General features: G+C 60.1%; 8 protein-coding genes and 2 tRNA genes. 4 read left to right on the top strand and 6 right to left on the bottom strand.

Annotation, left to right across the window (positions count from 1 at the left end; all coding sequences use genetic code 11):
• Positions 1 to 251: 251 nt before the first annotated feature.
• A tRNA-Ser gene (locus tag ABNW52_RS02515) sits at positions 252 to 342 on the bottom strand.
• Positions 343 to 402: 60 nt separating this feature from the next.
• A tRNA-Ser gene (locus ABNW52_RS02510) sits at positions 403 to 493 on the bottom strand.
• Between the two features lie 290 nt (positions 494 to 783).
• On the opposite strand from ABNW52_RS02510, the gene ABNW52_RS02505 reads away from it, so the two are divergent.
• From ABNW52_RS02505 to serS, 4 genes are all read left to right on the top strand, one after another.
• Positions 784 to 2376, top strand: a complete 1593-nt coding sequence (locus ABNW52_RS02505) for an NAD+ synthase (RefSeq protein ID WP_349583554.1) — start codon at positions 784 to 786, stop codon at positions 2374 to 2376.
• 121 nt (positions 2377 to 2497) lie between these two features.
• Positions 2498 to 3103: an outer membrane lipoprotein periplasmic chaperone LolA gene (gene lolA / locus ABNW52_RS02500; protein ID WP_349583551.1), complete on the top strand. Its 606-nt coding sequence runs from the start codon at positions 2498 to 2500 to the stop codon at positions 3101 to 3103.
• A 3-nt stretch (positions 3104 to 3106) separates the two neighbouring features.
• Positions 3107 to 4414, top strand: coding sequence for a replication-associated recombination protein A (locus tag ABNW52_RS02495; protein ID WP_349583548.1), 1308 nt, complete (start codon positions 3107 to 3109; stop codon positions 4412 to 4414).
• Between the two features lie 254 nt (positions 4415 to 4668).
• Positions 4669 to 5955, top strand: a complete 1287-nt coding sequence (gene serS / locus ABNW52_RS02490) for a serine--tRNA ligase (RefSeq protein ID WP_349583545.1) — start codon at positions 4669 to 4671, stop codon at positions 5953 to 5955.
• Between the two features lie 302 nt (positions 5956 to 6257).
• On the opposite strand, the gene ABNW52_RS02485 is transcribed toward serS, so the two are convergent.
• The 4 genes from ABNW52_RS02485 to ABNW52_RS02470 all read right to left on the bottom strand — a co-directional run bounded on the left by ABNW52_RS02485 (position 6258) and on the right by ABNW52_RS02470 (position 12311).
• Positions 6258 to 7304 (bottom strand): WD40 repeat domain-containing protein, encoded by a 1047-nt coding sequence (locus ABNW52_RS02485; RefSeq protein WP_349583542.1) that lies wholly within the window; start codon positions 7302 to 7304, stop codon positions 6258 to 6260.
• 192 nt (positions 7305 to 7496) lie between these two features.
• Positions 7497 to 7934, bottom strand: a complete 438-nt coding sequence (locus ABNW52_RS02480) for a hypothetical protein (RefSeq protein ID WP_349583539.1) — start codon at positions 7932 to 7934, stop codon at positions 7497 to 7499.
• A gap of 276 nt (positions 7935 to 8210) precedes the next feature.
• Positions 8211 to 9407 (bottom strand): formaldehyde dehydrogenase, glutathione-independent, encoded by a 1197-nt coding sequence (gene fdhA, locus ABNW52_RS02475; protein ID WP_349583537.1) that lies wholly within the window; start codon positions 9405 to 9407, stop codon positions 8211 to 8213.
• 393 nt (positions 9408 to 9800) lie between these two features.
• A complete protein-coding gene (locus ABNW52_RS02470; protein WP_349583534.1) occupies positions 9801 to 12311 on the bottom strand; it encodes an EAL domain-containing protein in 2511 nt (836 codons plus the stop codon).
• Between the last annotated feature and the right edge of the window lie 188 nt (positions 12312 to 12499).

Raw genomic sequence — 12499 nt, 5'->3', positions numbered from 1 at the left:
GCGGCGGGGTGCTTTGAGCATGGCGCAAAGCGGCGGGCAAAAAAAGCAAAAAGCCCCAATTGCTCGGGGCTTTTTGAGAGTATTGACCAAGTTCTTTCGCTACGCGGAAGGACTTGGTTTTGTAAACGGAAAGGCTGCCGATGCAAGCACTTGGCTGGAGCGGCCCGGCTTTGCCGGGTCCGGTGATGCATAAATGGGTAGTTTCCCAGCAGCCAGCAAAAAGCCCCGATTGCTCGGGGCTTTTCACATTCTGGCGGAGAGGGGGGGATTCGAACCCCCGTCAGGGTATTACCCTGAACACGCTTTCCAGGCGTGCGACTTAAACCACTCATCCACCTCTCCAGAATTCTATAAAACCGGAATTTGATAAAGCAGGCGTTGAACCGGCTTTATGAGGCAATTTGGCGGAGAGGGGGGGATTCGAACCCCCGTCAGGGTATTACCCTGAACACGCTTTCCAGGCGTGCGACTTAAACCACTCATCCACCTCTCCAGATGGCTTTGACAACGGCGCTAGGCGTTTCGTCGTCAGAGGCTGCGCATTTTAGGGGACGTACCCTGTATTGGCAAGCTTTTTTGCAGAAAAAAGTACAGCATGCGGCAACTTGCGGCCAACCCTGCGCCGTGCCGGCAACAGCGACGGCGGCAAGCGCTTGATCCGGCAGGCAAAGCGCCAATGATCATGCCCTGCCCGCCGCAGCAGCGCCGCCACATGGGCCGGCGCAGGCTGGCGGCCGATCAGGTAGAATCCCCCCGTTAACTTACAACAAGCTGTCTTTAGCCATGCGTATTGCTCTAGCCCAGTTCAACCCGGTGGTGGGTGACATCCCCGGCAACACCCAGAAGATTCTCGAACTCGCCCGCACGGCCATGGCGCAAGGCGCCGACGTGCTGGTTACCCCGGAGCTGGCGCTGACCGGCTACAGCCCGGAAGACCTGCTGCTGCGCGACCAGTTCTATCGCGACATCGCCCACGGCATCGACGAACTGGAGATGCTGGACGGCATCACCCTGGTGATCGGCCACCCGGTCAAGCTGGGCAACGAGCGCTTCAACGCCGCTACCGTGCTGCGGGATGGTCATAGGTTGGGCCAGTACCACAAGATGCTGCTGCCGAATAACGAAGTATTCGACGAATGCCGCTACTTCACCCCCGGCGCCGCGCCGCTGGTATTCGAGCAGAATGGCGTGCAGGTGGGCGTGCTGATCTGCGAGGACGTATGGTCGGTGGAGCCGGCGGCGGAAACCGCCGACGCCGGTGCACAGGTGATCGTGTCGCTGAACGCCTCGCCGTTCCATCGCAACAAGATCGCCACCCGCCACGAAGTGCTGCGCTACCGGGTGGAAGAAACCGGCGTGCCGATGGCCTACGTCAACCTGACCGGCGGTCAGGACGAACTGGTGTTCGACGGTGGCTCCTTCGCCGTGAACCGGGCTGGCGAGGTAGTGGCACAGGCCGCCGCCTACGACGACGAGCTGCTGCTGCTGGATGTGGTGGACGGCGACATCGCCGCGGCCAACATTACCCCCCTGCCGGACGAGCTGGAAAGTATCTACCGCGCGCTGGTGGTGGGCGTGCGCGACTATATAGGTAAAAACCGCTTCCCCGGCGCCCTGCTCGGCCTGTCCGGCGGCATCGACTCCGCGCTGACGCTGGCGGTGGCAGTGGATGCGCTGGGCGCCGACAAGGTACACGCGGTAATGATGCCGTCGCGCTACACCGCCGACATCAGCGTGCTGGACAGCCGCGACATGATTGGCCGCCTGGGCGTGAAGTACGACGAAATCGAAATCTGGCCGATGTACGAAAGCTTCATGGCGGCACTGGCGCCCTCCTTTGCCGGCCTGGATGCCGACACCACCGAGGAAAACCTGCAGGCGCGCATTCGCGGCACGCTGCTGATGGCACTGTCCAACAAGAGCGGCAAACTGGTGCTGACCACTGGCAACAAGTCGGAGATGACCACCGGCTACTGCACGCTGTACGGCGACATGGCCGGCGGCTTTGCGGTGCTGAAGGATGTGGCCAAGACCCTGGTGTTCGCGCTGTGCCGCTGGCGTAACAGCGTCGGCGAAGTGATTCCGGAACGCATCATCACCCGCCCGCCCTCCGCCGAGCTGCGCCCGGACCAGAAAGACCAGGACAGCCTGCCACCGTACGAGGTGCTGGACGCCATCATGGAACGCTACGTGGAAGGCAACCAGTCCGCCGCCGATATCGTCAAGGCCGGCTTTGCCGAGGCGGACGTGAACAAGGTGGTGCGGCTGCTGAAGATCAACGAATACAAGCGCCGCCAGGCGCCGGTAGGCCCGCGCATCACCCACCGCGGCTTCGGCAAGGACTGGCGCTACCCGATCACCAACCGCTTCATGTAAGCACTGGCAACAAGGTTGGCCGCAGGCTGGCGGCCAACGGTACGCATTCGTTAACAGAATCACACGAACAGTCACCGCGAGGCATGGTCTGATCGGCCATCCCCTCACTGACAGGAACCCCATGAAAGCATTCGCCAGTTTCGCACTGTGCTGCGCGCTGATCGCCCCGGCCAACGCCGCCGCCATCGCCCAGCTCAAGGCCTTTGTCGCCGGCACCAAGACCCTGTCCGCCAGCTTCAGCCAGACCGTGACCAACAAGAACGGCCAGGAAAAAGCCAGCGGCCAGATGGAGATCCAGCGCCCGGGCAAGCTGCGCTGGAGCTACACCCAGCCGTACGAGCAACTGATCGTCGGCGATGGCAAGACGCTGTGGGTGTACGACAAGGAACTGGCACAGATCACCAAGCGCAACCAGGCCGGCACGCTGGGCAGCAGCCCGGCGGCACTGCTGGCTGGCAGCAATGCCATCGAGCGCGACTACCTGCTGCGCGAGGTTGGCCGCCAGGGGCAGGTGGAATGGCTGGCTGCCACGCCGAAAAAATCCGACAACACCTTCGACGCCATCAAGATGGGCTTTAGCGCCAACCAGCTGGTGGCCATGGAGCTGACCGACAGCTTCGGCAATACCACCCGCATCAGCTTCAGCAACATCAAGAAGAACCCGCCGCTGGGTGCCGAACACTTCAGCTTTACCCCGCCCAAGGGCGTGGATGTGGTCAGCGAGTAAGCCATGGACCTGTTTGCGCGCGAGCCGATAAAACCGCTGGCCGAGGCCATGCGGCCAACCTCGCTGGACGAGGTTATCGGCCAGCAACATTTGATCGGTGCCGACAAGCCGCTGCGGCTGGCGGTGGATGCACAGGTGCCGCACTCCATGATCCTGTGGGGGCCGCCCGGCGTGGGCAAAACCACGCTGGCGCGCATCCTGGCCAATGCGTTTGACGCCGAGTTCATCCCGCTGTCGGCAGTTTTGTCCGGGGTAAAGGAAATCCGCGAGGCGGTGGAACGCGCCCATGCCACGCTGCAGCAGAGCGGGCGGCGCACCATCCTGTTCGTCGATGAAGTGCACCGTTTCAACAAGAGCCAGCAGGATGCGTTCCTGCCGTTCGTGGAATCCGGCCTGCTCACCTTCATCGGCGCCACCACCGAGAACCCGTCGTTCGAAGTCAACGCCGCCCTGCTGTCGCGCGCCCAGGTTTACGTACTGAAATCGCTGCAGAACAATGATCTGCTGGCACTGCTGCAACGAGTGCAGACCAGCGGCCGGCTGGACGGCATCAGCTTTGCCGACGGCGCCGCCGAGGCGTTGGCCGGCTATGCCGACGGTGACGCGCGTCGCTTCCTCAACCTGCTGGAACAGACCATCACCGCGGCGCGCGCACGCAAGGTCGCCAGTGTCGATGCCATGTTTCTGGCCGAGGTGCTCACCGTCAGCGCCCGCCGCTTCGACAAGGGTGGCGACAACTTCTACGACCAGATCTCCGCACTGCACAAATCGGTGCGCGGCTCCAACCCGGATGCCGCGCTGTACTGGCTGACGCGCATGCTGGATGGCGGCGCCGATGCACGCTACCTGGCACGGCGCATCGTGCGCATGGCGTGGGAAGACATCGGTCTGGCCGACCCACGCGCGATGCAGATCGCCAACGACGCCGCCGCCACCTACGAGCGGCTGGGCAGCCCGGAAGGCGAGCTGGCACTGGCGCAGGCGGTGATCTATCTGGCCATCGCCGCCAAAAGCAATGCCGGCTACATGGCCTACAACCAGGCCAAAGCCTTCGTGCAGCAGGACAAGAGCCGCGAGGTGCCGGTGCACCTGCGCAACGCCCCCACCAAGCTGATGAAAGAGCTGGGCTACGGCCACGACTACCGCTACGCCCACGATGAGCCGCACGCCTACGCCGCCGGCGAGACCTATTTCCCCGACGGCATGGCCGAACCCGGCTGGTACCAGCCGGTACCCCGCGGGCTGGAAAGCAAGATTGCCGACAAACTGGCCTTCCTGCGCCAGCTGGACGAGGACGCCGGCAAGAAATGACGCCGTCGGCTTGGCCGCAGCCCTGCCATGCGGCCAACCATGGCGCCGCAAATCGCCATCCCGGCATTGCCGGACAGGACAAACCCCACAGCTAGCCAGTACACTTGCGGTTTGCGTCGCCCGCCCCATGTCGGCGGCACTACCCGGCCAGCAACCACTGCCATGTCGGGTACCGCAAGTACAAGATGACGGACCCGCTCGCGCCGGGCGCGGGTGTAATCGACAAGCCAATTCAAAAAAAACAGGATTGAACCATGCTGGACATTCAACTGCTGCGCAGCAATATCGAAGAAGTGGCCGCCAGTCTGGCGAGCCGTGGCTACACCCTGGACGTGGACGCCTTCAATGCGCTGGAAGCCGAGCGCAAATTCCTGCAGACCCGCATGCAGGAGCTGCAATCCAAGCGCAACACCGTGTCCAAGCAGATCGGCATCGCCAAGAAAAACGGTGAAGACGTGTCCGCCATCATGGCCGAAGTCGCCACCCTGGGTGACGAGCTGAAAGCGGCGGAAGACGGCTTCGCCGCCGTACAGAAGCAGCTGGATGGCTGGCTGATGAGCATCCCCAACCTGCCGCACGAATCGGTGCCGGCCGGCAATGACGAAAGCGGCAACGTGGAAGTGCGTCGCTGGGGCACCCCGCGCAGCTTCGACTTCGCGGTCAAAGACCACGTGGACGTGGGCGCGCCGCTGGGGCTGGATTTCGACACCGGCGCCAAGCTGTCCGGCGCCCGCTTCACCGTGCTGAAAGGCGACATCGCCCGCCTGCACCGTGCGCTGGCGCAGTTCATGCTGAACACCCACACCGGCGAGCATGGCTACGTTGAGCATTACACCCCGTACATCGTCAACGACACCGCACTGCTGGGCACCGGCCAGCTGCCCAAGTTTGCCGAGGACATGTTCAAGGTGACCCGTGGCGGCGAAGAAGGCAATGTCGACCAGTACCTGATCTCCACCTCGGAAATCACCCTCACCAACACCGTGGCCGACAGCATCCTGAAACTGGAAGAGCTGCCGCTGAAGATGACCGCGCACTCACCATGTTTCCGCTCCGAAGCTGGCAGCTACGGTCGCGACACCCGCGGCATGATCCGCCAGCACCAGTTCGACAAAGTGGAAATGGTGCGCATCGAGCACCCGGACAACTCGTTTGCCGCGCTGGACGAGATGGTGAACCACGCCGAAAACATCCTGAAAGCGCTGGGCCTGCCCTACCGCGTGATCACCCTGTGCACTGGCGATATGGGCTTTGGCTCACACAAGACCTTCGACCTGGAAGTGTGGCTGCCGGCGCAGAACACCTACCGCGAGATCAGCTCCTGCTCCAATATGGGCGACTTCCAGGCACGCCGCATGATGGCCCGCTTCAAGGATGCCGATGGCAAGAACCGTTACGTGCATACCCTGAACGGCTCCGGCCTGGCAGTTGGCCGCACCCTGGTGGCAGTGCTGGAGAACTACCAGAACGCCGACGGCAGCGTAACCGTGCCGGAAGTGCTGCGTCCGTACCTGGGCGGCAAGGACAAGATCGGCGCCTGATGACCGCCAGGTTGGCCGCATGCGGCCAACTCCTGATGACAAAGCCCTTGCGCAATGCGCAAGGGCTTTGTTGTATGGGCAGGGAAGCGACCAACGCAATCACCTGACCACGGTGGCCGATAAGCGTGCGTAGTCATGCCGGCAGATTGTAGAGCGAAGCCGCCGTTCAAATAACAACTCAGCCAGACTCCGAACGGCACCGGCTGGCCAGCCGCTGCTAACCACCCCGTGGCAACAGCCGACCCGAAGAAGCCATAGCCTGACATTAGAAGCAGAAATTCACAACGTCAAATTTACGGAAATCAGTTTGACAAGAATTCTTTTATTACTACGTAGCCTGAATCCGTTCCAACTGCGAATTTTCGACCACTGCCATCGAATGAAATTGAATTAGCACTTTTGGGCAAGGCGCTTTCTTCTAGCAATACTTTCGAAATTGCATCAAATATGAAAAGTCGATTAGAAGCGGCGACAATGTAACGACCATCTGGTGAATATGTTGCCAACCGAATGTTTTTACTCTCAATTGGCAAGGTGAACGTTTGAATCCCAGTCGCTGCACTGTGGATTTTTGCCCCTTTCTCGTTAACAACCAAAAGCTCAGAGCCATCGTTAGAAAATGCCAACTTCATAAACGGATCAAAAGTGCCGCGGTTTTTTTTATTTTGTAAGGTTTGCTCCCATTCTGCCCCCCCTCCGGTCGCAGACCATATTTGCAGTCCACCAAATCCCCCAGACACGATTCGTCGACCATTTCGAGAGTAACTTACAGAATATGATAAAGAGGTTCCGAAGCCACTTATGCTTTTCTTTTCTAATTTAATAAGAAATAGGTAGCAGCATTTTTTATACGGATGGAGTGAATACATTGATACAAGAAGATTTTTACCGTTGGGAGAAAAAACTAAATCGTTAACGTCATTTTCTGCGCTTTTCCCGGCAATGAAGCCAGCCGGCTCCCATAGCAGCGCACCAGTGTCCGAATTCCAAAGGCGTATGCTATTGCGATTCTCTATTAGTCTTGAAAATTCACTACCAGCCGCTAATGTCTTGCCGTCAGGTGCGAATGAAATTGCACTCACGCCCCCTTGTTTTTTAATGATTCTGAGCAGATCAAAACTTGGCACGGAGAAGATGCGAATTTCATTACTTAATACGTTGGCTACCGCTAGGCGTGTACTATCGCGATTAAGTGCAACAATTGCCGGGTGATTCGGCTTGGGTTGCCATTGTTTCAAGGTTTTTGTTAGTGCGGGGTGATCGTTGGCGAAAAAATAGTATGAAGCGCATAGGCTAATAAAAACTGGCAGCGCTGAAATTTTTACCATTGTCGAGAGTTGTATTTTCATGGTATGCCTAATTTTTTAATAGGTGGCCAGTAAATTAATTTGGCGAATTTCTGTGCGAGTACTGAGTGTTTATAATCACCAACATTGAATTAATGGGTCTGACTTGAATTATCAAAATGACCGCTTTATGAACACAACTTTTGCCGACCGCTCCTGGCCGAAAGCTGCCCCTGAGCGAAAGTTGGTTACTGGCTATGGCAGCAATGATACTACCCACCTATTAGGTATACCCGCCACATGATCTTGCAATCTATCCTGCAGATGTAATGCCGACCATACAGCAGCCGACTCAAGTCCAATGCATTGCTCTTTTGTAGCTGGGCTTTCGACACCATCTATGTAAATTGTGTACTGACCCGAAATTTTATCCTTTTTGAAGCGAGGAGTTGCCTGCAGGAGATTTTTTGGAATGTCTGTCACTACCGCTATAGGCTGCCAGCCCGGCTCTTTTGACACATGTTTCATGACCCAGAGCCGCCACAATACACCTGATTTCAATATCTCTTGGATGGTGGCATCTGGATTAAAGCAATTGAAAAATGCGAACTCGGGAAACTCTAAAGCCAAAGCAAAGGCAGCCCCCCCATTGCTCAATTTAATTTTGAACAGCCTTCCTGTTTTCCAGCGCATCTCAAAGAATCCCGTGTTAAATAGCCAGAGCCAAACTGTTGGTTTAACGGCCGCTTTGCGGTGATGTTTCCAAGTGTCGGCTCCTAGCCGATAACAGCCATGCTAACACATTGACATGATAAGCTGCTTTGGCCCGCCCAGCACGCAGGCGGCAGATATTGAGCCGGCTCTTGGTCTACCGCCCGAAAGGTTGGCCGCATGCGGCCAACCTTGGCACAAACAAAACAGGCCTCTGCATGCAGAGGCCCGTTGTCATGGCTGCAACAGCCTGCGGCCTTACGCCGACTTCAGCGTGTTGTGCGGGTCGATCACGAATTTCTTCGGCGCGCCGCCATCAAACGCGCGGTAGCCTTCCGGCGCCTGATCCAGCGAAATCACTTCCACGTTGACGATGTCGGCGATCGGCAGGCGGTCCCACAGAATCGCCTGCATAAGGTTACGGTTGTACTTCATCACCGGGGTCTGCCCGGTGTGGAAGCTGTGCGACTTGGCCCAGCCAAGGCCGAAGCGGATGCTCAGGCTGCCCTTCCTGGCTGCAGCATCCACCGCGCCCGGATCGTCGGTCACGTACAGGCCGGGGATGCCGATGCCGCCGGCTACCTTGGTGATTTCCATCAGCGAGTTCAGCACCGTGGCCGGGGCTTCTTCGTGGCTGCCGGCACCGTGGCCGCGTGCTTCGAAGCCTACGCAATCCACCGCGCAGTCCACTTCCGGCACGCCCAGCAGCGCGGCGATCTGCTCGCCCAGCGAGGCATCCAGCGACAGGTCCACGGTTTCGAAGCCCACGGCGCGGGCGTGCGCCAGGCGGTCGGCGTTCATGTCGCCCACGATCACCACCGCGGCGCCCAGCAGGCGGGCGGAAGCGGCTGCCGCCAGGCCTACCGGGCCGGCACCGGCGACGTATACGGACGAGCCCGGCTTGACGCCGGCCATCACCGCACCGTGGTAGCCGGTAGGCAGAATGTCGGACAGGCAGGTCAGGTCGCGGATCTTGGCCATGGCGCGATCCTTGTCCGGGAACTTCAGCAGGTTGAAGTCGGCGTACGGCACCATTACGTATTCGGACTGGCCGCCGATCCAGCCGCCCATGTCCACGTAGCCGTAGGCGCCACCGGCACGCGCCGGGTTCACGTTCAGGCACACGCCGGTATGCTGCTCCTTGCAGCTGGTGCAACGGCCACAGGCCACGTTGAACGGCACCGATACCAGGTCGCCCACTTGCAGGGTTTCCACGTCGCGGCCAACCTCGATCACCTCGCCGGTGATCTCGTGGCCCAGCACCAGGCCGATCGGCGCGGTGGTCCGGCCACGCACCATGTGCTGGTCGGAACCGCAGATATTGGTCGTTACTACTTTCAGGATCACACCGTGACCGATTGCGCGCCCGCTGGGGTCGATCATGCGCGGAGATTCGATCTCCCGCACTTCGACCTTGCCCGGCCCCATGTACACCACACCGCGATTGTCACTCATTGCTTGTCTCCGCCTTGTTGGATGGGCTGTGATTGTTTGCAACGGCGCCACCCGGGACGGGCCACGCCAACACGGCCTGGAAGCTGCCGTGCCCGCGAGAATACGCGCCCAACATGGGCTGCCAACGAAAGGGAAACGGTCTGAATCGGCCCGATTGCGACATCTGCGGTGCGGCCGGCCGCCAGACACGGTACCGCGGCAAAAATACTGCAAAATCAAGCCGCAACCGACGACAAAAAAAGCGACACCCGGTCGCAGCGGCGGCCGCCTGCAGCCGGCAATCCGTCGCGCAGCGCCGGCTGCGGGCGACTGCCGCCATACACGGCACAAACGCCAGAGTCGGTGTCAATGACACCGACTCTGTGGTCTGCGGCCAACGTTATACCGCCTGCACTACCCCTGCGCCTCGAACGTCTGCACATAGCGGCGAAACGCCTCAGCCGGCATCGGCTTGCCGTACAGATAACCCTGCGCCATATGACAGCCCTGCGCGCGCAGGAAGTCGCGGTGCGCCGGCAGCTCTACCCCTTCGGCCACAATGGACAGGCCCAGGCTGCGGCCCATGGAGATCACCGCCGAGGCGATCGCCGCGTCGTCCTTGTCCTGATGCAGATCGGCGATAAAGGAGCGGTCGATCTTCAACACCTGTACCGGCAGGCTCTTGAGGTAGGCCAGCGAGGAGTAACCGGTGCCGAAATCGTCGATCGCCAGCGTCACGCCCATGCTGCGCAAACCTTCCAGCGCGCGGCCAACCTCCTGGTCGCTGTCCATCGCCGTGCTTTCGGTGATTTCCAGCTCCAGGCAGCTGGCCGGCAGGCCGCTGTCCTGCAGGATCTGCTGCACGGTATCCACGATATTGCCAAACTTGAGCTGGCGGCCGGACAGGTTCACCGCCACGCGGCCGCTAAAGTCGTAATCCGCCTGCAGTTGACGGGTAAAGCGGCAAGCCTCGCTCAGCACCCACGCGCCCAGCGGCACGATCAGCGCACACTCTTCCGCCACCGGGATGAAATCCACCGGCGACACCAGCCCCATCTCCGGATGCTGCCAGCGCACCAGCGCCTCCATGCCCTCCAGCCGGCCGCTGGCCAGATCCACCTTGGGCTGGTACCAGACCTGGAATTCGTCGCGCGTCAGCGCCCGGTGCAGGCCGTACTCCAGCTTCAACCGTGCCATGGCGCTGGCATTCATGTCGGCGGTGTAGAACTGGAAGGTGTTCTTGCCGCGGTTCTTGGCGCGGTACATGGCGGCATCGGCGTTGACCAGCAAGGAATCGGCCGTGGTGCCATCTTCCGGATACATGGCAATGCCGAGGCTGGCGGAAATGAACACCTTACTGCTACCAGCCAGCACCACCTCACCGGCTATGCCGTCCAGCACGTCCTGCGCCAGGCTGGCGACACTGTTGAGCGAACCGACATTGGGCAGCAGCAGGGTGAATTCGTCGCCGGCCAGACGTGCCACGGTACTGCCGGCCGGGGCTTCCGTCTGCAACCGGGCGGCGATCTTGACCAGTAGTTCGTCGCCGGCCTGATGGCCGAGGGTGTCGTTGATCAGCTTGAAGCGATCCAGGTCGATGAACATCAGCGCCAAACGTTGGCCGTGTTCCTGTGCCTGCTCGATGGCACTTTGCAGTTTTTCGCCGAACAGCGTGCGGTTGGGCAGCCCGGTCAATGCATCGTGGTTGGCCAGAAAGTGCAGCCGCTCCTCCGCCTGCTTGCGCTGGGTGATGTCGGAGAACACCGCGACGTAGTGGCGGATACCGCCAAAGCCATCCGGGATGCCGGTAATGGTGAGGTGCTCGGTATACAGCAGGCCGCTCTTGCGGCGATTCACCACCTCGCCCTGCCAGTAGCCGTCGTTTTTCAGCTGCCGCCACATGTGTTCGTAAAAATCCGCCGACTGGCGGCCGGATTTCAGGATCGCCGGTGTCTTGCCCAGCACTTCCTCCCGGCTGTAGCCGGTGATGCGGCTAAAGGCCGGATTTACCGACTGGATCACCCCGTAGTGATCGGTAATGACAATGCCTTCCAGCGTGGACTCGAACACCTTGTCGGCCAGCTGCAGGCTCTGACGCGACTGCAGCAGCGCCTCATCGCGCTCACGCAGCGCCGAGCGCAGCTCGATCAGGAACTCCTGCTCCATGGTGGCAAGGATGTCGGACATGCCGATGATGGCCACCAGTTGGCCATCGTCACCATCCACCCCCAGGTGGCGGGTACGCCCTTCCTGCAGCATGCGGCGGGCGTTGAGCAGGGTCATCTGCCGCGGCACCGTGCGCAGCGGGTGGCTGGCCAGCGCCGCCACCGGCAACGCACTGTCGCCGCCGGCGACAAAGCGCACCACGTCACTCTGGGTCAGGATGCCCCAGCTGCCGTCCGGGTAGCGCACCCCCAGTGCTTCCACCGTGAAATCGCGCATCTGGTGCATGGCCTCGACCACCGGCTGGTCGGCATTCACGATCACCAGTGGCCGGTGCAGCATGCTGTCCAGCCGCTTCAGGCGCAGGAAGAACTCGGCATCCTGATTGACCACGATATCGGTGGCCGACACCAAGCCCAGCAACTGATGGCTGACCGGGCTGGTCACCAGCAGGTGGCGCACCCTGTTATCGTGCATGTGCGCAGTGGCCTCCTGTACCGACATATCCGCCGGGATGCTCAGCACCGGAGAACTCATGAACTGCCGTACCGGACACCGCGCCACATCCGGATGGAACAGGTCCAGCTTGACCACATCGCTTTCGGTCCAGATGCCCAGCGGGCTCCCCTGCGCATCCACTACCACGATGGAGCCGCAATGTGCACGGCACATCGCCTGTGCGGCTTCGCTCACCGGAGTGTCCGGGGTACACGTCAGCACATTGCGGGAAATGATCGATTCAACGACATGGGGAAACGTCACACCCTACTCCAGACAGTATTCAAATCAGAAAGCTTTATATTTCACATATTGATTTGATAGGCATTGATAAAAGACAAATCGGATAACACTTGTCATTTGCATTATTCGATAATGCACGCCCATTGATCAAGCGTTTGGTTCCATAGCAAAAACCTTAAAATAAGACGCTTGACCCATTTGCCATGGCG

Origin of the sequence: Vogesella oryzagri, assembly GCF_040148885.1 — a bacterium.
Taxonomy (GTDB): Bacteria; Pseudomonadota; Gammaproteobacteria; order Burkholderiales; family Chromobacteriaceae; genus Vogesella; species Vogesella oryzagri.
The sequence above is the reverse complement of the archived record's forward strand: the minus strand, read 5'-3'. Positions and strand labels throughout refer to the sequence as shown.

What these genes read in the sequence shown, in the direction of transcription:
- fdhA (WP_349583537.1), bottom strand. Translation starts at nt 9,407, where the DNA reads ATGAGTGACAATCGCGGTGTGGTGTACATGGGGCCGGGCAAGGTCGAA.
- ABNW52_RS02480 (WP_349583539.1), bottom strand. Translation starts at nt 7,934, where the DNA reads ATGCGCTGGAAAACAGGAAGGCTGTTCAAAATTAAATTGAGCAATGGG.
- lolA (WP_349583551.1), top strand. Translation starts at nt 2,498, where the DNA reads ATGAAAGCATTCGCCAGTTTCGCACTGTGCTGCGCGCTGATCGCCCCG.
- serS (WP_349583545.1), top strand. Translation starts at nt 4,669, where the DNA reads ATGCTGGACATTCAACTGCTGCGCAGCAATATCGAAGAAGTGGCCGCC.
- ABNW52_RS02495 (WP_349583548.1), top strand. Translation starts at nt 3,107, where the DNA reads ATGGACCTGTTTGCGCGCGAGCCGATAAAACCGCTGGCCGAGGCCATG.
- ABNW52_RS02485 (WP_349583542.1), bottom strand. Translation starts at nt 7,304, where the DNA reads ATGAAAATACAACTCTCGACAATGGTAAAAATTTCAGCGCTGCCAGTT.
- ABNW52_RS02505 (WP_349583554.1), top strand. Translation starts at nt 784, where the DNA reads ATGCGTATTGCTCTAGCCCAGTTCAACCCGGTGGTGGGTGACATCCCC.